This is a genomic window from Guopingia tenuis (assembly GCF_014384805.1).
Lineage (GTDB): Bacteria > Bacillota > Clostridia > Christensenellales > Christensenellaceae > Guopingia > Guopingia tenuis.
The window spans coordinates 22,116-46,769 of record NZ_JACRSS010000002.1 but is presented as its reverse complement, the minus strand read 5'-3'; the positions used below and the strand labels follow the sequence as shown (position 1 = coordinate 46,769).

21 protein-coding genes and 1 riboswitch are annotated in these 24,654 nt (G+C 56.2%); of the genes, 15 read left to right on the top strand and 6 right to left on the bottom strand.

Annotated elements, in window-relative coordinates:
* The first annotated feature begins 378 nt into the window (after positions 1-378).
* The 6 genes from glmU to H8693_RS05380 all read left to right on the top strand — a co-directional run bounded on the left by glmU (position 379) and on the right by H8693_RS05380 (position 9,623).
* Positions 379-1,764, top strand: a complete 1,386-nt coding sequence (gene glmU / locus H8693_RS05405; RefSeq protein WP_249280138.1) for a bifunctional UDP-N-acetylglucosamine diphosphorylase/glucosamine-1-phosphate N-acetyltransferase GlmU — start codon at positions 379-381, stop codon at positions 1,762-1,764.
* Positions 1,761-2,330, top strand: a complete 570-nt coding sequence (pth, locus tag H8693_RS05400; protein WP_249280137.1) for an aminoacyl-tRNA hydrolase — start codon at positions 1,761-1,763, stop codon at positions 2,328-2,330. The genes glmU and pth overlap by 4 nt, the downstream gene beginning before the upstream one ends.
* Before the next feature lie 572 nt (positions 2,331-2,902).
* Positions 2,903-6,331: a transcription-repair coupling factor gene (mfd, locus tag H8693_RS05395; protein ID WP_249280136.1), complete on the top strand. Its 3,429-nt coding sequence runs from the start codon at positions 2,903-2,905 to the stop codon at positions 6,329-6,331.
* A gap of 82 nt (positions 6,332-6,413) precedes the next feature.
* Positions 6,414-7,634 (top strand): SurA N-terminal domain-containing protein, encoded by a 1,221-nt coding sequence (locus H8693_RS05390; RefSeq protein ID WP_249280135.1) that lies wholly within the window; start codon positions 6,414-6,416, stop codon positions 7,632-7,634.
* 393 nt (positions 7,635-8,027) lie between these two features.
* Positions 8,028-9,098 carry an FkbM family methyltransferase gene (locus H8693_RS05385; RefSeq protein WP_249280134.1) on the top strand — a complete coding sequence of 357 codons (1,071 nt, stop codon included), beginning with the start codon at positions 8,028-8,030 and terminating at the stop codon, positions 9,096-9,098.
* 12 nt (positions 9,099-9,110) lie between these two features.
* Positions 9,111-9,623, top strand: coding sequence for a hypothetical protein (locus H8693_RS05380; RefSeq protein ID WP_249280133.1), 513 nt, complete (start codon positions 9,111-9,113; stop codon positions 9,621-9,623).
* Positions 9,624-10,102: 479 nt separating this feature from the next.
* On the opposite strand, the gene H8693_RS05375 is transcribed toward H8693_RS05380, so the two are convergent.
* From H8693_RS05375 to H8693_RS05355, 5 genes are all read right to left on the bottom strand, one after another.
* Complete coding sequence (locus H8693_RS05375; RefSeq protein ID WP_249280132.1) at positions 10,103-11,032, bottom strand: alpha/beta fold hydrolase; 930 nt, start codon at positions 11,030-11,032, stop codon at positions 10,103-10,105.
* Positions 11,033-11,480: 448 nt separating this feature from the next.
* Positions 11,481-13,082 carry a putative ABC transporter permease subunit gene (locus tag H8693_RS05370; protein WP_178618605.1) on the bottom strand — a complete coding sequence of 534 codons (1,602 nt, stop codon included), beginning with the start codon at positions 13,080-13,082 and terminating at the stop codon, positions 11,481-11,483.
* Positions 13,075-13,788 (bottom strand): ABC transporter ATP-binding protein, encoded by a 714-nt coding sequence (locus H8693_RS05365; RefSeq protein WP_178618607.1) that lies wholly within the window; start codon positions 13,786-13,788, stop codon positions 13,075-13,077. The genes H8693_RS05370 and H8693_RS05365 overlap by 8 nt, the downstream gene beginning before the upstream one ends.
* 111 nt (positions 13,789-13,899) lie before the next feature.
* Positions 13,900-14,364, bottom strand: coding sequence for an S-ribosylhomocysteine lyase (locus H8693_RS05360; protein ID WP_249280131.1), 465 nt, complete (start codon positions 14,362-14,364; stop codon positions 13,900-13,902).
* A gap of 82 nt (positions 14,365-14,446) precedes the next feature.
* Entirely contained in the window at positions 14,447-14,626 is a 180-nt protein-coding gene (locus H8693_RS05355) for a hypothetical protein (protein WP_178618613.1), read from the bottom strand.
* A 156-nt stretch (positions 14,627-14,782) separates the two neighbouring features.
* Here H8693_RS05355 and H8693_RS05350 point away from each other — a divergent pair, with 156 nt between their 5' ends.
* The 8 genes from H8693_RS05350 (at position 14,783) to thiD (ending at position 21,885) form a co-directional block, all read left to right on the top strand.
* Positions 14,783-15,127, top strand: a complete 345-nt coding sequence (locus H8693_RS05350) for a helix-turn-helix domain-containing protein (RefSeq protein ID WP_178618616.1) — start codon at positions 14,783-14,785, stop codon at positions 15,125-15,127.
* Positions 15,128-15,180: 53 nt separating this feature from the next.
* Complete coding sequence (gene malQ / locus H8693_RS05345) at positions 15,181-16,659, top strand: 4-alpha-glucanotransferase (RefSeq protein ID WP_249280130.1); 1,479 nt, start codon at positions 15,181-15,183, stop codon at positions 16,657-16,659.
* Positions 16,660-16,885: 226 nt separating this feature from the next.
* Positions 16,886-17,347 (top strand): GNAT family N-acetyltransferase, encoded by a 462-nt coding sequence (locus H8693_RS05340; protein ID WP_178618623.1) that lies wholly within the window; start codon positions 16,886-16,888, stop codon positions 17,345-17,347.
* Positions 17,348-17,527: 180 nt separating this feature from the next.
* A riboswitch (TPP riboswitch) is annotated at positions 17,528-17,631 on the top strand.
* Positions 17,632-17,684: 53 nt separating this feature from the next.
* Complete coding sequence (thiC, locus tag H8693_RS05335; protein ID WP_249280129.1) at positions 17,685-18,992, top strand: phosphomethylpyrimidine synthase ThiC; 1,308 nt, start codon at positions 17,685-17,687, stop codon at positions 18,990-18,992.
* A 17-nt stretch (positions 18,993-19,009) separates the two neighbouring features.
* The gene (gene thiM, locus H8693_RS05330; RefSeq protein ID WP_249280128.1) at positions 19,010-19,831 is read left to right on the top strand and encodes a hydroxyethylthiazole kinase; all 822 of its coding nucleotides are present in this window, start codon (positions 19,010-19,012) and stop codon (positions 19,829-19,831) included.
* Entirely contained in the window at positions 19,818-20,465 is a 648-nt protein-coding gene (gene thiE, locus H8693_RS05325) for a thiamine phosphate synthase (protein ID WP_249280127.1), read from the top strand. The genes thiM and thiE overlap by 14 nt, the downstream gene beginning before the upstream one ends.
* On the top strand, positions 20,456-21,109 hold the full coding sequence (locus H8693_RS05320) for an HAD family hydrolase (protein ID WP_249280126.1): 654 nt from the start codon (positions 20,456-20,458) through the stop codon (positions 21,107-21,109). The genes thiE and H8693_RS05320 overlap by 10 nt, the downstream gene beginning before the upstream one ends.
* Positions 21,106-21,885, top strand: coding sequence for a bifunctional hydroxymethylpyrimidine kinase/phosphomethylpyrimidine kinase (thiD, locus tag H8693_RS05315; protein ID WP_249280125.1), 780 nt, complete (start codon positions 21,106-21,108; stop codon positions 21,883-21,885). Before H8693_RS05320 ends, thiD begins: the two co-directional genes overlap by 4 nt.
* A gap of 257 nt (positions 21,886-22,142) precedes the next feature.
* Here the strand turns inward: thiD and spoVT are convergent, their stop codons facing one another.
* The gene (gene spoVT, locus H8693_RS05310; protein WP_178618641.1) at positions 22,143-22,697 is read right to left on the bottom strand and encodes a stage V sporulation protein T; all 555 of its coding nucleotides are present in this window, start codon (positions 22,695-22,697) and stop codon (positions 22,143-22,145) included.
* A 354-nt stretch (positions 22,698-23,051) separates the two neighbouring features.
* Between spoVT and H8693_RS05305 the strand changes: the two genes are divergently transcribed.
* Positions 23,052-24,653 (top strand): putative polysaccharide biosynthesis protein, encoded by a 1,602-nt coding sequence (locus tag H8693_RS05305; RefSeq protein WP_249280124.1) that lies wholly within the window; start codon positions 23,052-23,054, stop codon positions 24,651-24,653.
* Position 24,654: the final 1 nt, after the last annotated feature.

The following is a 24,654-nucleotide window of genomic DNA, read 5'->3' as shown; positions in this document are numbered from 1 at the left end:
GCAAAGCCTTAGGCCGCGATTTTGAAGGGATACATTTTTAACGGAATTACGGAGCCCTAAGAAGACGGAATCCACGGCTGCTCCCCATAGAGGAGCGGACTGGAAAAATGGCGGAGAATGGCCTGCAATCCCTATTGCATGCCTGGTTCTTCAAAAAGTGACCTGTGTTTGGGCTTTTATGATAGAATGATGCCGGTTTTTTATGCTCCTGCCCGGGGAAAGAAAACGGGCGCAAAGCAGGGGGCTGGGCATGCCTGTTAACGTCATAAGGCGGGCGGGGAAGCCGTACTCCGGCACCCATGGATTGGCAGAGAAAGGCCGCATGGCCTTGAGAGAAATATACCAGAAAATGAAATATGTAAGTAAGGGGTATGAGAAATGAATCGAACAGTGATATTGGCGGCAGGCAATGGCACGCGGATGAAATCGCAGACGCCCAAGGTTCTGCATAAGGCGGCGGGGCGGATGCTGGTGGAATGGGTGGTCAGCGCGGCGGAGGAAGCCTTCCCGGGCAAACCCATTGTGATCTATGGCGCGGGCGGCGACGCAGTTCCCAAGTCCCTGGGGGACCGCTGCGAATATGCGCTTCAGGCGGAACGCAAGGGCTCCGGCCATGCCGTCATGATGGCGGAGGATTTGCTGCGGGGGAGCGATTATACCGTGATTCTCGCGGGGGATATGCCGCTGGTGCGGGGCGAATCCATCCGCATGCTGGCGGATGAGGCGGAAAAGGGCGGGTTTGACGTCCTCCTGCTCACGGGTATTTTGGAGAACGCGACAGGCTATGGCCGGATTGTCCGGGATGCGGCGGGCAATGTCTGCGGCATCGTGGAGGAAAAGGATGCCAGCCCGGAGCAGAAGAAAATCAAAGAGGTCAACGTATCCTTCTATTGCTTCCGCACCCAGGCTCTTCTGGAGGCGCTCGGCGAGCTGACCCCCAACAATGCCCAGGGCGAATATTATCTCACGGACTGCATCGATATCCTCTATAAAAAGGGGAAAAAGACGGGCGGGATTGTCCTGGCCGATCTGGAAGAGGGCGAAGGCGTCAACCACCGGGCGCATCTGGCGCGGGTTGCGGCTATTCTCCGCTCCCGCATCAACGAACGGATTATGCTGGGCGGCGCGACGCTCATCGACCCGGCCAATACATATATCGATGCGGATGTTACCGTGGGACAGGACAGCGTGATCTATCCCGGCGTGATCCTGGAGGGAAACACGAAAATCGGCGCGGGCTGCACGCTCTATCAGGGTTCGCGGATCAAGGACAGCGTGGTGGAGGACGGCGCAGCCGTGCAGAACAGCGTGGTGCTGGAGAGCCGGGTGGGCGCGGGCGCCCAGGTGGGCCCCTATGCGTATATCCGACCGGGCACATCCATCGGGGAGCATTGCCGCATCGGCGATTTTGTGGAGACCAAAAACGCCACCATTGCCAACCGCTCCAAAGTTTCACATCTCACCTATGTAGGCGATGCGGATGTGGGCGAAGATGTGAATATCGGCTGCGGCGTGGTGTTTGTGAACTATAACGGCAAGGAAAAATTCCGCACCAAAGTGGGCGACCGGGCCTTCATCGGCTGCAACACCAACCTGATCTCTCCGGTGAACGTGGGAGACGGCGCCTATATCGCCGCCGGAGCCACCGTAACCAAAGATATCCCGGCAGACGCTCTCTGTATCGCCCGGGCGCGGGAAACCATCAAGGCCGGCTGGGGCAAAGGCCGCTATCCCGTGGGCAAAAAGGATGGAGAGAACAAATGAACCTGATTGTGGGCCTTGGAAATCCAGGGCTGAAATACCGCAATACCCGGCATAATGCCGGGTTTGCCGCCATTGATGCCCTGGCGGAGAAGGCCGGGCTGCGCTTCAATAAAAAGCGGTTTCAGGGGGTGGTGGCCGAGGGAAAGATTGGGGGCAAGAGCGTCCTGCTTTTAAAGCCCCACACCTATATGAACCTTTCAGGAGAGGCGGTTGCCGAAGCCATGCGGTTTTATAAGCTGTCTCCCCAGGAACTCCTCGTGATCTATGACGATATCGACCTGGATCTGGGCCGCCTGCGCATCAAGGCGGGCGGCAGCGCCGGGAGCCACAACGGCATGCGCTCGATTGTGGCCCGGGTGGGATCGGAGAAATTTCCCCGCCTGCGCATCGGTATCGGCAAGCCGAAGCCGCCCATGGATCTGGCGGCCTTTGTGCTGCAAAAGCTCAGGGCAGAGCAAAAGAAGGCCTTTTTGGCCAACAGCGAGCGGGCGGCCGAGGCGGCTCTTGAGATTTTGAAGCATGGCGTGGAGGCGGCGCAGCAAAAATATAACGGCGCCGCCTTGTAGGACATTCGATTTTCAGGGCAGATATTCCCCTTCTTTCTTTAAAAAGAAAGAAGCAAAGAAATTTTGTGACCGGGGCAGTTAAAAGGTGCGAAACGGTACAGGCGTGTCAAAGCGGCTCGCCGCGGCAGGTTTTTGCGAAAAAGAAAGAAGTTTTTTTCTTTATTTATTTCATTCCCCGCAGATGCGGGAGCATCTGCCGAAAGGTTTTGAGGGGTTTGGGGGACTTTTACAAAAGTCTCCCAAGGTCTTGCTCTTTCGCCCTTCGCAGAAGCGGAAGTATCTGCCGAAAAGCAGAGGCTTTTACAAAAGTCCCTCAAAGGCCCTGCCTTTTTGCCGCGAAATTTGCGGGAATGCTTGTATTTTCCCCACGCCTCGCATAGAATAGAAGGAAAGAAAAAGGGGCCGCTCCGGCGGCCCGGCGACCGCCGCGGGGGAGAAAGCCCCGGGGCGGCGCATCGTCATGCCCTTTCGCAAAAAGGCGGCGGGCACAATTTGGAGATTTAGGCGGTCACCCGGAAAAATGCCGCCAGGACAAAGCGGGAGGGAAATACAAAACAGCCGTGAAATGTATTTTGGATAGTTTAGAGACAGCCGGCGGCATGGCCCGTCTGGAGGAAATTGTGCGGGGAGGGCAGATGCCCTGCTCGCTTTTGCGGGTTGCGCCCGGGGCGCGCACGCATCTTTTCTATGCTCTCACGCGCATGGGGCGGACGGTATTTGTGGTTTCGGCTACGGATTATGATGCAAAGCAGCAATTTGACCGCTGTTATTATGGCAACAAGGTCTATCTGCCCTCTACGCATGTGGAGCTTCGGCTGGTGGAGGCCAAGAGCGGCGAGGCGGCGGCGGAGCGTGTGGCGGCGCTGGCGCAGCTTCGGGAAAAGGGGCGGCTGGTGTTCCTCTCCATGGACGCCCTTCTCTATAAAATGCGGGCGCCGGAACCGTTTTATGATAAATTTCTGACGCTGCGGCCCGAGATGGTCATTCCCCCGCAAAAGCTCATGGAAAAGCTCATCGGCCTTGGATATGAGCGGACGGCGCTGGTGGAAACGCCGGGCTTCTGTTCCGGCCGGGGCGAGATTTTGGAGGTGTATCCGCCGGATGCCCCGCATCCCTATCGCATCACTTTTTTTGACGATGAGATTGAAACCATTCGGTTTTTTGATGAGGATTCCCAGCGCTCCTTTGGGGATTCGCTTTCGGATATCACGATTCCGCCTGCAGGAGAGATATGCCTTTCCGAGGAGGAAAAGCAGGAGCTTTGCGGCTATCTCAAACGGACATCCGGCGAAAAGCGGGAGGAGGCCGGGGCACGGATGGCCTATGACCTCCGGGAAAACGGAAGCTTCCCCAATATCGAAGCATATACCGGCGTGTTCCAAAAGACATGGAATATTCTGGACTATGCCGGGGAAAGCCTTGTGGTATTCCAGGAATACCACCGCCTGGCGGCGGATCAGGAGAAACGGGAAGAGGCGCGGGTCAGCCTGTTCTCCGAGGTGATGGAGCAGGAGGATGCCTTTGGGTGCGAGATTGCCTGCCGCCTCTCGCCGGAGGAATTTCTGGACGCCTTTGCGGGGCGGGCGCTGGATGTGCCCGGCCTGAGCGAAGAAAAGCGGCTGAAAAAGCACACGGTGGATTTTGCCATGAAGAGCGCCGTGGGTTTTATGGGCAACATGGAAATGCTGGCGGATTCCCTGCTTTTGCGCATCAAAGAAGGTTATCGCTGCTATCTTTTCTCCGGCGGAAAGACCAAAGCCCTCTCCGAGGGGCTGAAGGAATATGGCGTGCTGGCTCCGGCCCTTTCGGGAAAGGCGCTGGAGGCTCCGGGCGCAGCGGTCGTTCCTGCCCGGCTGACCGAGGGATTTGAGATTGCCGAAACCAAGACCCTTTATCTTTCCGAAGAAGAGATTTTCGGCGCGCCGGTGAAGGGCCGGGAAAAACGGCAGAAAAAGAAGGAAAACCGCGCCCCGGAGGATCTTCTGGGAGACTTGAAGCCCGGCGATATCGTGGTGCATGAGATCCATGGAAAGGGAAAATTCCTGGGGCTTAGAAATATGGAGGTGGGCGGCGCCCGGGCGGATTATATCGAGCTGGAATACCGCGGCGGCGACAAGCTGTATATCCAGACCGCCCAGATCGACCGGGTGCAGAAATACATCGGCCCCGGCGAGGCGGAAAGCGTCCGGCTGAACAAGCTGGGGGGCAAGGAATGGGAGAATACCAAGGCCAAGGCGACCTCCTCCATCAAGGAGCTGGCAGAGGATTTGGTGGCGCTGTATCGGGAGCGGGGAACCCGCAAGGGATATCGCTTCTCCAAGGATACCGTCTGGCAGCGCCAGTTTGAGGACAGCTTTGCCTATGAGGAAACCCCCGGGCAGACCGAGAGTATCGCCCAGATCAAGCGGGATATGGAGAGCGGAAAGATCATGGATCGCCTGCTTCTGGGGGATGTGGGTTATGGCAAGACCGAGGTGGCCATGCGGGCCTGCTTCAAGGCCGTGATGGATTCCAAGCAGGTGGCGGTGCTGGTGCCGACGACGCTTCTCGCCCGGCAGCACTATGAGACCTTTAAGGAGCGGTTTGCCGGCTTCCCCGTGCGCATCGGCCTGCTTTCCCGCTATTCTAAAAATCCGGCGGACACCATCCGGGCCGTCAACGAGGGCCGCATTGATATCATCATCGGCACCCATAAGCTGCTCTCCAAGCAGATCCACTATAAGGACCTGGGGCTGCTGGTGGTGGATGAGGAGCAGCGGTTCGGCGTTTCCCATAAGGAGCGCATCAAGGATATGAAAAAGGAAGTGGATGTGCTGACATTGACGGCCACGCCCATCCCCCGGACGCTGGAAATGGCCATGACGGGCATCCGGGAGATGAGCACCATCGCCACCCCGCCCGGAGAGCGCAAGGAGGTCCAGGCCTATGTGGCCCCGTTCAGCTGGGGGCTGGTACGCGAAGCGATTTTAAAGGAATTGCAGCGCGGCGGCCAGGTCTATTTCGTCACCCGGCGGATCACAGGCATGGAGGAGATCGCCCGGCAGCTCAAAGCCTTTGTGCCCGAAGCCCGGGTTGTCACCGCCCATGGACAGATGAGCGAAACCGTGTTTGAGAAAAATGTGGAGGATTTCTATGAGCATCAATACGATGTGCTTCTCTGCACGACGATTATTGAATCCGGCATCGATATTCCATCGGTCAACACGATCATCGTCTATGAGGCGGATAAATTCGGCCTTTCTCAGCTATATCAGTTAAAAGGCCGGGTGGGGCGCTCCTCCATCCGGGCCTATGCCTATTTCACGCATATGGCGGAACGGAATTTAAACGAAGCGGCGGCCAAGCGGCTGGAAGCCATCCGGGAATTCACCCAGTTTGGAAGCGGGTTCAAGATCGCCATGCGGGATCTGGAGATCCGCGGCGCGGGCAACATCCTGGGGGCCGAGCAGAGCGGGCATATGGCGCAGATCGGCTATACTCTCTACTGCAAACTGGTCAAAGAGCAGGTGCGCGCCGCCATGGGCGATGCGCCCGCCGCCCAGACCGAGTCCAATGTGGAGCTGGGGGTTAACGCCTATATTCCCGGAAACTATATTCCCGAGGAAGAGCAGAAGCTGGATATGTACCGCCGCATCGAGGCGATCCAGACCATGGACGACGCCCGGGCCGTCCGGGACGAGTTCTATGACCGCTTCGGCACGGCGCCGAACGAGGTGGAAAACCTGCTGGGGGCGGCGGTGGTGCGGGCCTATGCCGCCCGGGCGCATATTGCCAGCGTGATCCGCAAGGGAAATGTGATCGAGCTTCGCTTCCCCGAGGATGCGCCCATTGATCCCGGAAAGCTCCTGGAAATTTTGCAGAATTATCAGAAAACCGCCCAGTTCCGCGCCGGAAGCCCGCCCCGAATCCTGTTTAAGCCCGGGAAAGGGAAAATATACAGCGGACTGCTGGGGCTGATGGAGCAAATCAGGCGTTGCATATCCGGGGCAAATCCAGTATAATAAAAGTTACGAATGTACGCGCTGCTGCGGAGACGTTTCCCGGGGAAGGCGCGAAGGATACGAAGGAGACCAGAAAAAGGATATGGGAAAAAAGATTTTTGCGACGGTGCTGGCGGCGGTTATGCTGTTTTCGATTACAGGCTGCCATATGGTCTTTACCAATGAGGAATTGGACAAGGAACAGGTCATTGCCGTTGTCAACGGAACCGAAATCAAGAAGGAAACCTTCTTAAAGGACTATCAGTCCTATCGCACTCTTTATGGCATCACGGACGCCAACGAGAATTCCGCCGCCAATAAAGAGGCAGTGGAGGAGCTGAAGAAACAGGTCTTTGAAGAGCTGGTGAGCTATGAAGTGATCTATCAGAAGGCCGTGGAGCTGGGAGTGGCCGAGCTTTCGGATGAGCAGAAGCAAGAGCTGGATAAATCCGTGGAAACCCGAAAGACCGGCATCCGTTCCTCTGTGGAAGAAGAGGTGGAGGAGGAATTCACCGGAACCGAAGAGGAAAAACAGGCCGAGATCGAGCGGAGAGCCAAGCTGCAGGAGGATACCTATGGCATCACCGACGGTTCCTACCGCGACCGCCTGGCCCGGGATTATGTGAAGAAGAATGTCCGGGAGAAGCTGGGCGAGGACTATACCGTTACGGACGAGGCGCTGAAGGCCTATTATGAGGAAAACCTGGCGTCGCAGAAGAAAACGCTGGACGAATCGCCCAAGAACCTGGATACCTATGAAAGCCTGGGATATTCCCTGTATATTCCTTCCGGCCTGCGCTATGTAAAAAACCTGCTGGTTGCGATTCCCGAGGATATCCGGGAGCAGATCACCGACCTGCGGCTGGAGAAAAAGGATGAGGAAGCCGATGCCCTGCGGGATCAGGAACTGGCAAAAATCAAGACAAAGGCGGAGAAGGTCTATCAGAAGGCGACGGCTGCCGGCGCGGATTTTGATGCAGTGCTGGCAGAATATGGCGAGGATCCGGGCATGAAGACCGAGCCGACCAAGTCCCGGGGATACCGCATTTATCAGGGTATGGAGGATTTTGACACGATTTTCGTGGAGGCCGGCATGGCCCTTAAAGAGGTGGGGGATGTTTCCCCTATGACGGCTTCGGACTTTGGATACTATATCATTCAGTATGCCAGCGATGTGGAATCCAAAACCGTTCCCTATGAAGAGGCCAAGAGTTTTCTCGAACCCCTTCTGCGGGATGAAGAAGTGGGCAAGCTCTATGATGAGAAGGTAGAGGAATGGACGGAGGCGGCCGACATCGAGAAATATGAGGACCGCATTTTCTGAGGATTTCTGAGAAGAAACCCGGGGCTTCCCGGGTTTTTCTTTATATAGCGCCCGAAAGGACGCGGGAAGAACGCCAAAACCGAGGCGTTGCAGCGAGGAACGCGGGTGCGCTTGAATCAAGAACAGAGAAAACGAAAGCAACGGTAATTGCTGCATTGTCGCGCGAAATAAATTGGCAGGGCAGCAAAGGGTTTGGGAGCAGGATTCTCTACCAAGGAATGGGACGCGCCTTTGGGCGGGAGAAGGAACGGCGGAGCGCAGGGAATAGTCTTGCGAAAACGGCCCTTCGCCGAGGAGCCGGAAAGAAATTTTTGCTGGTGCCTTTGGGCGGGAGAAGGAACGGCAGAGCGCGGAGAATGGTCTTGCGAAAATGGCCCTCCGCCGAGGAGGAATATGGAAGGATTGTCTTGGCTGAACGCGGAAGAAAGTTGGATGGACCGGGTCCGGCATACAAAAAAACCAGTGGTGGTCTATGGCATGGGCAATGGGGCAGATAAGCTCTTTGCGCTGTTGGAAGAACAGGGCGTCGCCGTGGCGGATGTGATGGCCAGCGATGGATTTGTCCGGGGGCATGTATACCGCGGCTTCCGGGTGAAAACCTATCACGAAATTTGTGAGCGATATGGAGATGTTTTGATTTTGCTGGCGTTTGCCACGGATCTGGCGGATGTGATGGAAGGAATCCATCGGATTGCCCGGGAGCAGGAGGTATATGCTCCCGATCTTCCCGTGTTTGGCGGCGGAATATTTGATGCCGCCTATGCAGAAACCCATGCAGGCGAACTGGCGGAGGTCTATGCCCGCCTGGCGGACGGGGAATCCCGGCGCGTGATGGCCGGCCTCCTGAATTTTCGGCTTCATGGCCGGATGGAGGAACTGGAGGCGATTGCATCCCCCCGGGCCCGGGCATATCGGGAGATCCTGCGGCTCACCCGGGAAGAGACGTATGCCGACCTGGGCGCCTATACGGGGGACACGATCCGGGAATTTTTGGAGTGCACGGGAGGATACCGGGGCATCATTGCCCTGGAACCGGCAGAAAAGAATTTTGAAAAGCTGGAGAAATATGCAGAGGAAAACCATCTGGAAAACGCGGAACTGCACCGGCTGGCGGCATACAGCGGCCCGGCGGTTCTGAAATTTTCCGCCAAGTCCGGGCGCTGCGCCGCCATTGCGGGGGGAGGAAAGCGGGAGGTTCCGGCAGACAGCCTGGATCATATTCTGAACGGACGCGGTGTGAGCTTTGTGAAGATGGATGTGGAAGGCGCGGAGAGACCGGCAATTTTGGGCATGGAGGCAACCATCCGCCGATGGCATCCCAAGATGCTGATGGCGGCCTATCACCGCACGGAAGATATCTATACATTGCCCCGCATGCTTTGGGAGATATGGCCGGAGGCCCGCATCTATCTGCGCAAGCATCCCTATATTCCCGGCTGGGAGGCGAATTTCTATATCGTGTAGCAGGAGGGCAATATGCATTTTGGTTTTTCTTATGTCGGCTTTCTGTTTTTGCTGATGCTTATGGCGCCCAATCTGATATGGAGCAGAAATAAGCCGGCGGATTATGCTGCCTATGCAAAAAGGGAAAATAAAGTATTGCAGTGGATGGAAAGGATCGGCCAGATCTCCGTGACCTGTCTGGCCCTGCTGTGCAGTGATTTGAATATCAAAGAGGGCGGCCGGTTTGCCCTGCTGCTTTTTGCATTCCTGTTGATGGTCTTATATGAGATATATTGGATTCGATATTTTAAAAGCGGCAAAACAATGGGGGATTTTTACAGAAGCCTATGGGGCATCCCTGTTGCAGGGGCTGTGCTGCCAGTCGCGGCGTTCTTGCTGCTGGCTCTCTATGGAAGAAGCCTCCCGATGCTTCTGGCGGTGACACTGCTGGGAATCGGGCATATCGGCATCCATCTCCAGCATCGAAAAGAGATTCGGGCAGCCGCAAATGCCCGGGAAATGCAGCGGAGAGATACCGATATATAAAAATGCCGGAGCATGGATTTCGCAGGCTTATAAAAACTAAGGAAAAGAATGCAAAAGCGCGAATGAAAGGGGAATGGGTATTTTTTATAACCGGAACGAAGTGAAGGTTTCATAAAAACGACCAAAAAGAAAAGTTGGTGCCGAGAGGCACCAGGGAACAAATGGAAGTTTTTTTATAACCGAAGCGAAGCGGAGGTTTCAAAAAATAGACCAAAGAGAAGTGAGCGCGAACGCGCGAATAAAGAGGGAACGGATATTTTTTATAACCGAAACGAAGTGAAGGTTTCATAATACAAACCCAAAAGATAAGCGTGGGAATGTAAATCAAAAAGATAGGGATATTTCTGTAGGATGGAAAATGGCGGCGAAAGACGATCCGGAGCCGCAGTCGCTGCGGAGGCCGTCACCGGGAATATGGCAGGCTGGAAGGAAGCAAACAAAAAAGCAGGCAAAAGCCTGCTTTCCTTATTTTTATGGTGTTATGCCAATAGATTCTCACACCAAGCCAGCATATCCGCATATACCTCATCCCGGTTTGTCTCATTGAGAATTTCATGGCGTGCGCCGGGATAGAGCTTTAAGGAAATATGGGTCATGCCGCAGTCCTGCATATAAGAAAACACCTTTTTGACGCCCTTGCCGAAATTTCCGCAGGGATCCATGGCACCCGAGGCAACGAGCACGGGAAATTCCCGGGGCAGAGCCTTGGGCCAGGCCGGAGAGGCGGCCCGGGAAACCATGTGAAGCAGGTCGCGATAAGCGGAGGTAGAGAAGGTAAAGGTGCAGCGGGGATCCTCGTCGTAGGCAGTGACAACTGCCCTGTCCCGGGAAAGCCAGGCGTTTTTGGAGCCTTCTGCCGCAAACCGTTTGTTGAAACTGCCCATGGATAGGTTTACCAGAAGCTGGCTATGCCCCCGGGGGCCATATTTTTTCACCTGCTGGGCAATGAGAATGCGGGAAAGCCGGGGGAGCTTCTGCACGGGAGTTCCTGAAAAGACCGCGCCGGCATAGCTGGCGGCATAGCGTGCCGCCGTCAGGCGGGCGATGGCGGAACCCATGCTGTGCCCAAGAAGAATGACGGGCAGGCCGGGATGCTCCGCCTGCATCCGCCGGGTCAGGGTATGGACATCTTCCACTAAATGCAGATGGCCGTCCGTTTCCGCAAAAAAACCATAGTGTTCGGGAGAAGGGGCGCTGCCGCCATGCCCGAGATGGTCGTTGCCGCAGACGATATAGCCGTGGCCGGCCATAAACCGGGCAAAGGAATCATACCGGCCAAAGTATTCGCACATTCCATGGCAGATCTGCAAAATAGCCCGGGGGTTTCCTTCCGGAAGGTATTTTCGGGCGGCAATGGACGTTTTTCCATCATGGGATACATAGGAAAATTCCTGTACCTGCAGGTTCATAGGCGTCTCCTTTTCAATAGAATATGGACATGGGGGTTTTTTGTTTCTGCGCAATCTCCGGGCAAGCGCACTTATCCACAGGAAAACCAGCGCCGGACAAGAACCCCTGCACTGCCTGAAAAGCCGGCGGATGCCGGGTTGGCAAAGACGATATTCCGGAAAACCGCCCCAAAGAAACGAACGAACCCGAGATATCGGCAGGGCTGTTCTTTATAATGCGTTACCCCTGTTGATTTACGGCGATGCGGCAGATTATGAAATCCCGGCAGCGATCCCGTATTTGTCTTTATTCTTTGCAGGAGGGGACGGAATAATTCAAAAACGCAGATTCCAACCCCTCTGCCCGCCCGCTGTGAATCCTTTTCCTTTTGGGAATCGGGTTCCGCCAAAAAGGCGAAATAAAGCGCAGCAAACGCGGGATTTTTTCCTGCTTTTTTAAGAAAACAGATCAGGCTTGGAGAGAGCGGAAAATCCGCACGCCGCCATGGGTGATAAACTGCCAGAGCAGCAACGCCGCGCCTGCATACAGAACGATCATTCCGGCCGAGAAAAGAGTCATGGGCCAGTTGAGGAACAGGGGAAGCAGCGGCAGGAAGGCCAGAACCATGCCGATCATGATGCAGGAGAACACGCTGGCGCTCTGCTTGACGGCTGTCATGTCATCCTTATAATCCAGCCGGGGGAACTTTAGGTTCATGGAAAGCCCCAGCGTTCCGATAAACACGACGAATACCGCCACATAGACGATAAACAGCAGCGTGTTTGCCAGGGAGAACTGCAAAACCGCGCATAGTACCGCCGCATCCAGCACCATCAGCGGCAGTGTGATAATCACATGCAGAAGCAGCTTGGCGCGGAACACATCCTTGGGATCGATGGGCAGGGCGCGCAGGATATAGAACCGGCTGCCTTCAATGGAAATGGAGGGGGCGCAGATGTTGCCGCAGGCGATGAAGAAGGAGAAGATCATCATGAGAATAAAAGGCGCAAAATCCGGCCCGACCATCTGAAGATCGGCAAGGAAGGAAAGGGCGGTGGGCCCCAGTATTACGGCGACAATGGCCAGAAGCGTCGCCAACACTACACCGACGCATGTGTTGAAAATATAGATAAAAGAGCCGAAATACGTCCTAATCTCCTTATGAAGCAACGCCCCCAGAGGCGAGCGCACTTCGATTTTTGCCGTTTTGCCCTTGCGGCGGCGGCCGGTGATCTGGCGCATCGCCGTATTGATATGGCGGAAGGCCCGGCCGAAGAGCAAAATGAACAGGGCGAAAAGCCCCAGGCTGATGCCGATGAAGATCAAAAGAGAGAGCAGATTGGGGCCGGAAAGCGCCTCCACGAAGAAACGGGAGGTGAAGAGAACACTGCCGATCTGATTGAACATCCCAAGGGAGGCCATGATGCCCTCCGTCTCCGTGAGGGTTTGCGCGCCGAAGGACCAGGCAAAGGCCAGCCCCATCACCAGAACCATGCCCACGATCATCACCAGGTTTTTCATCTTGAGCTTTGTCGCCAGTTTGGCAAGGCCAAAGGCCAAAAGCCCGCCGACGGTCATGGGGAGAAGCGGAATAAACAGGCAGATGAGGATCATCAGAAGATAATAGGCAATGCCCGCGCCCGTCATGATGCCATAAACGATCATAAAGGGCAGGGAAACCAGCGCCGCTGCGCCAAGATTTTCCAGATAGCTGGTGAACAGCTTGCTTCCCAGGATGACCGACGGCTTGATGGGCATGGACATGAGAAGGTCAAAATCCTTGAAGGAAAACAGGAAACCGGGCATGCGGTAGATACACAGCACCAGCACAAAGATTGTGCTGAAGGAAAGGGCAATGAGCAGGAGCATGGGAAGCAGGCCCACTGCCGCCATTGCTTCTCCCATCCCCATGGCCATGGTAAACACGGCGAAGGCCACAAAGGCAAACAACACGAGGAACAGAAGGATGGTTCCCGCCTGGCCCGCGCCGCCGCCGGCTTTTTTCTTCTTGCGGCTGTTATAGAAAATCTCCAGCAGATTTACTTTTACGAGCTTAAAAAAATTATTCATTGTCCGTCAACTCCAAAAACAGGTCTTCCAGGGATTCATCCTTGAGGATATCCTCCGTCAGGCCGGAGACGATGATTTTGCCCTTTTTGATGATGGCGATTTTGTTGCAGAGCTTTTCCACAACTTCCAGCACATGGCTGGAGAAAAAGACCGCGCCGCCCTTTTGGCACATATCCGCCAGCAGCTGCTTGACGATATGCGCCGCCTTGGGGTCCAGGCCCACAAAGGGTTCATCCAGCACCAGCAGCTTGGGCTCATGGAGCAGAGCCGCGATGATGGCGACCTTCTGCTTCATGCCATGGGAGAAAGCCCCGATGGGCTCGCCAAGGCGCGAGGAAAGCTCGAGGATATCGGCATAGTATTTGATTTTTTCCGCCCGGGGCTCTTTGGGAATCCGGTAGATATCCGCGATAAAATTCAAATACTGCATACAGGTCAGATGGTCATAGAGATCCGGGTTATCCGGAATATAGGCGGAGACCATTTTGCAGGCCATGGGATCCTCCTTGACGGATTTGCCGTCCACATAGATTTCCCCTTCGTCAAAATCATAGAGTCCGGTGACACATTTGATGGTGGTGGTTTTTCCGGCGCCGTTATGGCCGATAAATCCATAGATATCGCCGGGGGCCACATGCAGGCTCACGTTGTCCACCGCCCGGACGCCGCCGGGAAAGCTCTTCACTAAGTTTTTAATCTGCAGCATTTGTTTACTCCTTTAGGATAGGTTGCCCTCCCTTTTGGGGAAGGTTATATGATGCCCCATAGGGGCCATACGTTAAGAAAATACTCGGTTTTTCATTGGCGTCTGGCATGATCAATCGCCGGGATAGAGCAGATCGGATTCCGTCCAGTTTTGGATGACCGCGCCAAAGGCCGCGGCCTCCCGGCGGGCCTGTTCCAGATTATGAAACCGATAGTTTCCGCATTCCTTTTTTTCGCTTCCCGGAATCGTCCCCGAAAAGTCCGTCATCCACTGAACGATCCTGCGGATCTCCCGGATGGCGTCTGCATGGGAAACGCCTTTGAAGATAAGATAAAAGCCGGTAAGGCAGCCCATGGGCCCGAAATAGACGGTGCTGGCACCAAGGGGACCGCAGCGGACGGCTGTGGCAAACAGGTGTTCGATGGTGTGAGCGGCGGCGGGATCCAGATAGTCTCCCGCGTTGGGCGTCTTGAAGCGCAGGTCATAAGTCACGATATCCGAAAAGTCCACCCGGGAGACATAAATGCCGGGGGTCAAGAGGTTGTGATCGACCTGAAAGCTGGCGATTTTCTGCATAAAGCCCTCCTTGCTGTTTCTTTTCCTATTGTAATCGATATGGGCATAAAATTCAACAACGGAAGAAGCTGGAAAAACCGTGCTATTCCGAGGAGGAGGGCGGGGGCGTGCCGTCAGGCCGGGTCAGGAGCTTATGGGTATAGGCCATGCCCCGGGCCAGCAGCAACAGGGTGCGCAGCTGTTCCGCGGAAAGGCAGGATGCGTTGTCAATGATTTCATCTATAATGGCGCCCGGCGATGGGGAATCCCGCTCAATTCCCATGGAAACCACTCCTTTCCCATTCTATGGAAGCATTATAGCACGAAGGAAATTCATTGTAAATGCAAATTAAAGTAAATATTTTTCATTATCAATGAAATTGCGCGTTGACAATGATTTTCTGCCATGGTATGCTTGCTTTAAGGTGGTGTTGGTACTATGGAAACATTAGGCGGACGGCTGTGCTATGCGCGCAGAAAAAACGGATATACCCAGGAATCCCTGGCCGAGGCCATCGGCGTGTCCCGGGGCGTGATCTATAACCTGGAAAAAAACAAAACGCAGCCGCAGCGGATTGTTGTGAACGCCATCTGCGAGGAACTGGGGATCCGCCGGGAATGGCTGCTGGAGGGCGCGGGAGAGATGGAAAAGGAACAGGCATCCCAAAGCGCCCGGCTGCTGGCAGAGCTCTATGAGGCGGCCAGAGGACTTTCCGAGGATGAGCAGCTTTATCTGCTGGATATCGTCAAAGCCATGCGGCGGAGGTTTTCCAATAAAACATGACGGCCCGGACCGAGGCTTTCCATGGAAAAGGATGAAAAGAGAGGGAAAAGAGATTGAAGCGGGGAAGCGGCGTACTTTTGCATATCACGTCACTGCCTTCACCCCATGGCATTGGAACCATGGGGCAGGAGGCCTATGATTTTCTGGAATTTTTGCGGGAGGCCGGGCAGACCTATTGGCAGATGCTGCCTTTGGGGCCGGTGGCCTTTGGGAATTCGCCGTATCAGTCCCCCTCCTCCTGCGCGGGCAATCCCCTTCTCATCGATCTGGAGCTGCTGCGGCAGCGCGGCCTGCTTTTGGAAGAGGAGTTGAAGCAGGCGGCGGATACGCCGGGCAGGGTGAATTATGACGCCGTTCGGGCAAGCCGGGAGGTTCTGCTGCGCCGGGCGTTTTCCCGGCGGGATGCGGAAATCCGAAGAGAAATGGAAGTTTTTCTGGAGGAAAACCGGGATTGGCTGCCGGGATATGCTCTGTTTATGGCGCTGAAGGAAGAACAGGGCGGGCGGCCCTGGACGCTCTGGCCGGAGCCCCTCCGGCGGCGGGAGAGGGCGGCGGTGGAGGCCGCCCGGACGCGGCTCTCCTGCGAAATAGAATATCATGTGTTTCTTCAGATGGAATTTTACCGCCAGTTTGGCCTTCTGCGGAAAAAGGCCCGGGAATGCGGCATCCGGCTCATCGGAGATATCCCCATCTATGCCGCCATGGATTCGGAGGACGTTTGGAGCCACCGGGAATACTTCCAGATGGAAGAGGACGGGACGCCCAGTGCCGTGGCGGGAGTGCCGCCGGACTATTTTTCGGCAGACGGCCAGCTTTGGGGCAATCCCCTCTATCGCTGGGCGGCTCTGCGGGAGGGGGGATACGACTGGTGGATGCGGCGGCTCGGAATCTGCGGGAAGCTGTTCGACGTGGTGCGTATCGACCATTTCCGGGGGCTGGAGAGCTATTGGGCAGTTCCGGCTGGGGAAAAGACGGCCAGGAACGGCAGATGGGAAAAGGGGCCGGGCATGGACTTTCTCCGGGCCGTGCAGGCGCAGTTTCCGGATCTGGAGTTTATTGCCGAGGATCTGGGATATCTCACGCCAGAGGTTCATGAGCTGCTGCGGGATTCGGGGTTCCCAGGAATGAAGGTGCTGGAATTCGGCTTTGATTCCGAGGACTTCAAGGACTATCAGCCCCATACCTTTGCCCGGGAATGTGTGGTATACACGGGCACCCATGACAATACCACCCTTCGGGACTGGCTGGAACATGCGCCGGAGGAGACCCGGCGGCGGGTGCAGGAATACTTTGCCCTCACAGAAGAGGAGGGCTGGAGCTGGGGCGTGATCCGCGGCGCCTCCATGTCCGTGGCGGATGTGTTTGTGGCGCAGATGCAGGATTATCTCAACCTTCCCGGGACGGCGCGGATGAATACTCCTTCCACCATCGGCGGCAATTGGGAATGGAGGCTTCTGCCCGGCGAGCTGACGGCGGATCCCGGCCTGGCCCGGCGCATGGCGGAAATGGCCCGACGGTATTCCCGGATATAGAGCGCAGCCCGGGGCAGAAAAGAGCGGCCCCAATAAATAGAGAGACAAACCTCCGTTTGTTTTTCCCCGGCAGGGGCAGCTCGCTCCCGATTCCCTGATTTTTTCCAAAATGGCAGGGAAAAAGGGAAATATTGCATTCTTTTGCGCGTTTTGCTATAATAAGGAAACAATCGGTGTACAATAGGGTAGAGGGCGGTTTGGAACGCCCAAGAAAGGAATAGAGCCAATGGCAGTTGAATATTTTCATGTCAGCGAAAGCGATTATGATCTTTTGGAACAGATTGTAGAGCTGGAACAGGAGGTACATGCCGGCCGGGGCGGCGGGATGAACATTTTTGAAGTGCATTCCTTTATCCGCTATGGGCGGGTATATGCCGCCATGGAATATGATGAGGTGCTGGGTGTCTCCTATTTTATGCGGGACTTTGACAATCCCAACCGCGTATTCCTCTATGGCATTCTGGTGAAGCCTTCGGAATCCGGCAAGCATCTGGGGGAGGCGCTTTTGGCCAACGCCTTTATGGATCTGAAGGAATCCAATCTGCGGATGGTGGAGGTGACGGTGCATCCCTCCAACTACAAGGCCCTGCGGGTATACCGGGAGGAACTGGACTTCCATGTCATCAATGTTTCGGATGAAGATCAGATGGAGGAAGAGGAATTCCTGATCCTGCGCAAGACGTTATAGGCAAAAAGACAGTATAAAAGAGCGGCAGCGCCGCTCTTTTTTGCTGTCTGCAATCTCCATGGCAGGGATTTGCGGGGGCCGTATAAAGCCGGTCAGTTTTTTGTCTGCTTTCTTTAAAAAACCAGAACCGGGAGGTTTGACAAAAAACGCGGGATTGTGATAGGATAAAGAAAATTATATAGGAAGCGACAGGGGAGCTGGAAACCGGCTGAGAGGGAGCGTGTGCTCCGACCCTTATACCTGATTTGGATAATGCCAACGTAGGAAACCGACGCGCAGAGAAGAAAGGGTATACAAATATGTATACCCTGTTTTTTTGGAAGAAAGGAGCGGAAATATGGAATACACGACACAGATGGACGCGGCCCGCAAAGGCATTTGTACAAAGGAAATGGAGATCGTCGCCCGCAAGGAGCATATGGCGCCCGAGCAGCTCATGGCCCTCATGGCGGAGGGGAAGGCCATCATCCCCTGCAACAAGAAGCACACCTGCATTGCCCCCAGCGGGCTGGGAAGCATGCTCACCACGAAAATCAACGTGAACCTGGGAACCTCCCGGGATCTGACCGACCTGAATATGGAGCTGACCAAGGTGCAGAGTGCCGTGGATATGGGGGCGGAGGCTATCATGGACCTGAGCTCCTATGGCGACACGCGCAAATTCCGCCGGATGCTCACGGAAAAATGCCCGGCGATGATCGGCACTGTGCCCATCTATGACGCGGTGGTCTATTACCATAAAGCATTGGGCACCATCACCTCCCGGGAATGGATTGATATTGTCCGCATGCACGCGGAGGACGGCGTGGACTTCATGACCATTCACTGCGGCATCAACAAGGAAACGGCGGGAAAATTCAAGCGCAACAAACGGCTTATGAACATCGTCTCCCGGGGCGGGTCCATCATTTTCGCCTGGATGGAGATGACCGGGCAGGAAAATCCCTTCTATGAACACTATGATGAGATCCTGGATATCTGCCGGGAATACGACGTGACCCTGAGCCTGGGAGACGCCTGCCGCCCGGGCTGCCTCCAGGACGCAACGGACGCTTCCCAGATCGAGGAGCTGATTACCCTGGGCGAGCTGACCAAGCGGGCCTGGGAAAAGGATGTGCAGATCATGATCGAAGGGCCGGGGCATATGCCCATGAACCAGATCGCCGCCAACATGGAGATTCAAAAAACTCTTTGCCACGGCGCGCCCTTCTATGTTTTGGGGCCGCTGGTGACGGATGTGGCGCCGGGCTATGACCATATTACCGGGGCCATCGGCGGCGCCATTGCGGCGGCTTCCGGCGCGGCCTTCCTCTGCTATGTCACGCCGGCCGAGCATCTGCGCCTGCCGGATGTGAAGGACGTGAAGGAAGGGATCATCGCCGCCCGCATCGCGGCCCACGCGGCGGACATCGCCAAGGGCCTGCCTCACGCCATGGACTGGGACAACGAGATGAGCGCGGCTCGCAAGAAGCTGGATTGGGAGGCCATGTTCGACCTGGCCATAGACCCGGAGAAGGCACGGGAATACCGAGAGTCCTCCCGGCCGGAGAAGGAGGATACCTGCTCCATGTGCGGCAATTTCTGCGCCGTGCGCAATATGAACCGGATTTTGGATGGGGAAATTGTCTCTATATTTGATGAATAAAAAGCGAGGAAAAACACATGATGAAAGAAATGCTGAACAATGTTCGAAAAACGGCGCCTCTGGTGCACAACATCACTAACTATGTGACGGTCAACGATGTAGCCAACATCCTGCTGGCCTGCGGCGGATCTCCCATTATGTCGGACGATCCGGGTGATGTGGAGGAGATTACCTCTATCTGCGGCGGGCTGAACATCAATATCGGAACGCTCAACGCCCGCACGATTCCGGCCATGTTCCTGGCGGGGCAGAAGGCCAACGAGCTTGGGCATCCGGTGCTTTTGGATCCTGTGGGCGCGGGAGCTTCCTCCCTGCGCACGAACACGGCCTATGACCTGATGGAGAAGGTGCAGTTTACGGTCATCCGGGGGAACATCTCGGAGATCAAGACGCTGGCTCTCGGCGAGGGAACGACAAAGGGCGTGGATGCGGACGTGGCCGATGCGGTCACCGAGGAAACGCTTTCCGGAGCAGTGGAATTTGCCAAAAAATTTGCCGCCAAGACCCAGGCTGTCGTCGCCATTACCGGCGCCATTGATATTGTGGCGGATGGAGAAAAGGCATATGTCATCCGCAATGGCCATGCCATGATGGGAAAAATCACGGGGACGGGCTGCATGCTCTCGGGTATGATGACGGCCTTTTTGGTAGCCAACCCGGAAAACAGCCTGGAAGCGGCGGCTGCCGCCGTCTGCGCCATGGGGCTGGCGGGGGAGCGCGCCCATGAGCGGCTGGCTCCGGAGGACGGCAATTCCACCTACCGGAATAAAATTATCGATGAAATTTTCCATATGACGGGTGAAATCCTGGAAAGCGGGGCAAAATATGAAATGCGATAGTTTGGCCATGCGGCTTTATGCCGTCACCGACCGGGCGTGGCTCTCCCATCAGACGCTGAAGGAACAGGTGGAAGAGGCCCTGAAGGGAGGAGCGACCTGCATCCAGCTGCGGGAAAAGGAGCTGGACGAGCTTTCCTTTCTGGAAGAGGCGGAGGAGCTTTGCGCCCTCTGCCGGGCCTATCATGTGCCCTTTATCGTCAACGATAATGTGAAGATTGCCCTTGCCTGCGGAGCGGACGGCATCCATGTGGGGCAGCACGATATGCAGGCCGGGGACGTCCGCAAAACAATCGGGGACAACATGATCCTGGGCGTTTCGGCCCAGACGGTCGAGCAGGCGCTGGAGGCCGAAAGAAACGGCGCAGACTACCTGGGCGTGGGAGCGGTGTTTGCCACATCCACCAAACTGGATGCGGACGCGGTTTCCCATGAGACGCTCGGGGAGATCTGCCGGGCGGTTTCGATTCCAGTGGTGGCCATCGGCGGAATTTCTAAGGAAAACATCATGCAGCTTTCGGGCACGGGCGTGGACGGCGTGGCGCTGGTCTCCGCCATATTTGCCAGCGGCGATATCGAAAACACCTGCCGGGAGCTGCGCGCCCTTTCGGAGCAAATGGTGAAGGCATGCGGGTAAACGGCATTATTTTTGACATGGATGGAACGCTTCTCGATTCCATGGGAATCTGGAAAACCCTGGGCAGCGATTATCTCCGGGGAAGGGGCGTCCAGCCCGAGCCGGGGCTGGATGAAAGGCTCAAGACCATGAGCCTCCGGCAGGCGGCGGTCTATTTTCAGGAGAATTACGGTGTCACCGAATCGGTGGGAGAAATCCTGGACGGCGTCAACCGCATGATCCAGCACTTCTATTTGGAGGAAGTGGAGGCCAAGCCCGGGGCTTTTGAATTTTTGCAGAGGCTGGCGGCGGAGGGCGTCCGGATGTGCGTGGCGACGGCCACGGAAAACTGGCTGGCGCAGGCGGCGCTCAAGCGCAACGGCCTGCTCTCCTTCTTTTCGCAGATTTTCACCTGCTCGGACGTGGGCGTGGGCAAGGACAGCCCCAAGATTTTCAAGACGGCCCGCAAGGCGCTAGGAACCAAAAAAGCCGAAACCTGGGTTTTTGAGGACGCCCTTTATGCCATGAAAAGCGCCCGGAAGGCCGGGCTGCATATCGCGGCCATTGCCGACGATTCCCAGAAAAAGGACCGGGAGGCCATCCGGGAAACGGCAGATGTTTTTTTCCGGAATTATCAGGAGGCAAGCGAGGTATTTTTTCAATGAAAAAGGTGTTGACCATTGCCGGGTCGGATTGTTCGGGCGGCGCGGGCATTCAGGCGGATATCAAGACCATTACGGTGCATGGAATGTATGCCATGAGCGTCATCACGGCGCTCACTGCCCAGAATACCACCGGCGTATATGGGATTTTTGAGGCGGCGCCGGAGTTTGTGGGGCAGCAGATGGACTGCGTCTTTTCGGATATCCGGCCGGATGCCGTGAAGATCGGCATGGTTTCGAATGCCGATATCATCCGGGTCATTGCCCGAAAGCTGCGGGAATATGCGGCGGAAAACATCGTGGTGGACCCGGTTATGGTGTCCACCAGCGGAAGCGCCCTGCTCTCTCCCGCGGCCCAGGAGGCGCTGGTGGAGGAACTTCTGCCCATGGGACGGGTCATCACCCCCAATATTCCCGAAGCGGAGGCGCTCTGCGGGAAAAAGATCGAAAACCGCCGGGATATGCGCCGGGCGGCAGAAAGCATTGGAGAAAAGACGGGCGGCGCCGTGCTCATCAAGGGCGGGCACCTGGAGGGAGAAGCCTGCGACCTTTTATGGGACGGGGGAGAGCCCTGCTGGTTTATTGCGCCGCGGATTGAGAACCCCAACACCCATGGAACCGGATGCACCCTCTCTTCGGCCATCGCCTGCGCCCTGGCGGCGGGCTATCCGCTGGGGGAGGCGGTCAAGCGGGCCAAAGCGTATCTCACAAAGGCGCTGAAGGCGGGGCTGGATCTGGGAAAAGGCTCCGGCCCCCTGAATCACATGGCCGGGGTGTAAGCGGCGGATAGAAAAGCCCTTGCGGGAAGAAAGCGTACGGGAAGGCCGGAATAAACAAAGAGGGCCGGCCCGTCTGCACCCGTCTTTTCCGGCGCATTGCTGGAAGGCATTGGCAGGATGGAAAAAACGGCACAGGAATGGGGAATCCAGCCGCTTTTCAGAGCCAATGCGCATGCTGGCGGCGCGGACAGGAGAACAACAAAAAAACAGCGGAAGGAAAACTGCTCCTGCCGCTGTTTTTTTGTTTTCCCCGCAGGCTACTGCTCCATCTGGGCACCCAGAAAAATAGCGGCGATTTCCGCGCTTTTCTTTTCCACATCGCCCAGCACCTGCTCGGGATTTTTGCTCACCACCATAACCGCGCCAATGACCTGCCCTTCGCAGAGAATGGGACGGATCACCTGGGATTCCATCTGAGAGACGTCCTCGCCCTCATAGATGGGAATGCAGGATGCGCCCTCCCGGCTGTTTTTATAGATCAGGCTGCGGCCCTCAATGGCGCTCTCCAGCTGCCGGCTGATGGGGCGGGCCGTGTATTCCTTTTTCAGCTCGCCGCTGGCAGAGACGACGCTGTCCTTATCGCAGATGACGACGGTCCGGCCGATGGCGTTTTCCATAGCGCCGGAAAAATCCTCCGCATATTCGGAAAGCTCGCCGATGGGGGAATATTTCCTGAGGACGACGCTGCCGTCTTTATCCGTAAAAATTTCCAGAGGGTCCCCCTCCCGGATGCGGAGCGTGCGGCGGATTTCCTTGGGCACCACCACGCGCCCCAAATCGTCAATGCGTCTTACAATACCTGTTGCTTTCATAAACGATGTTCCTCCAATTACCAGTATTCACAATACTTCTCATTTTTTTGATACGGCTAGTATCCGTAAATCAGAGGAAAATATACGGGGATTTTTTTGCGGATTTCCACTTTTTCCAATCCTTGTTTTCAAAAACAGACGCGTTGGTTCAGCAAACAGAGGGCGGCGTTTCTTTATAAAAAAAGCGTGCTTTTTCTTTTCACCGCCGACGGGATATAAAAAACAAAAAGATGGTTCGGATGGGATTTTGCCGGCCCTGTTCTGCCGGATTTTGGGGAATGGCGGGGAGAAACCGCGCATATGGATGGAAGAGGGGGAAAGGTCCCCTAGAAAACCGCCCCAGGGGGAGAGCCAATGACAGCAAAATCCAAAAGTTTCGTGAAAGGCGCGGCGATTCTCGCCGTATCCGGCATCATCTGCAAGGTGGTGGGCGCGGTATACCGCATTCCCTTAAGCAACATGATCGGCCAGGAGGGCATGGGGAATTATCAGATGGTATACCCCGTCTATTCCCTGCTGCTGGTGCTCTCTACCTCCGGACTGCCCATTGCCATCTCCAAGCTGGTGAGCGAGAAGCGGGCGCGGGGGGATATCGAAGGGGCGCGGCGGGTATACCACGTCTCCATGGTTTCCCTGGTGATTTTGGGGCTTGTGACCAGCCTGGCGCTGTTTGCCGCGGGAGACCTGCTGGCAGTGGCCTTCGGCATGCCCAGCGCCGCCATTTCCTTTAAAATCATCGCCCCTTCCCTGATCTTTGTGGCGGTGGTTTCGGCCTATCGGGGATATTTCCAGGGAATGCAGATGATGACGCCCACTGCCGTCTCCCAGGTGGTGGAACAGATCTGCAAACTGCTGGCCGGCCTCTATTTTGCGGGGCAGTGGGTCTCCTATGGCCCGGAATATGGGGCTGCCGGGGCAATTCTCGGCGTGACCATCGGGGAGGGCGTCTCCTTTGTGATGATGTTCTGCTTTTTCCATGGGCACCGCCATAAGCAGCACTATAAACCACTTGGACGGGAACGGGGAAAATTCCGGGAAACCCTGGAGCAGGTGGCCCGGATTGCCCTGCCGGTGACGGTGGGTTCCTGCGTCATGCCCATCGTCAGCGCCATCGACTCCATGGTGGTTATGCGAGTGCTTACCGGATCGGGATATACGCAGGCGGCGGCCTCCTCCCTATTTGGGCTGCTGAACGGTTTTGTCCATCCCCTGGTGAACATGCCGGCCGTTTTTTCCGGGGCTGTGGCCATCAGCCTGGTTCCGGCGATCTCCGCCGCCCGGGCGCAGAAGCGCCGCGAGTTGGTGGGATATCAGACATCCTTTGGCCTGCGGCTCTCGATCCTGATCGGCCTGCCCTGTGCCGTCGGTTTCTTTCTTTTGGCGGAACCCATTCTGGGCACGCTCTATCATAGCCTTTCACCCGACGATCTGACCCGCGCCGCGGGACTCCTCCGGCTCATGTGTCCGGGCATTTTTTTCCTCTCGGTCATCCAGATCCAGACCGGCGTGCTGCAGGGGATGGGAAAGACGGTAATTCCCGTCCTGAACATGGCTTTTGGTTCGGTTGTCAAGGTGTTTCTGGGGGTGGCCCTGATCCGCATCCCCAGCGTCAATATCGAAGGCGCCGCCATCGGCTCCATGGTCTGCTTTGCCCTGGCCGCCCTGCTCAACACATCGGCCGCCATGGGCTATGGCGGAGTGCGCTGGAATACCCGGGAGCTTCTGCTCCGTCCGCTGCTGGCCACGGCGGGCATGGGCGCGGGGCTGCTGGTTCTATACCGTGTGCTCACTCCGCTGGGGCAGGGCAAGGCGCTCATACTCTCCGTGTTGGCTTCGGCGGTGATTTATGCTATACTGCTGTTGATAACCGGATGTATCCGCCGGGAGGATATGCGGTATTTCCCGGGCGGCGGAAGAATCGCGGGCGTGATGCAAAAGACCGGGATATGGAGGTAGC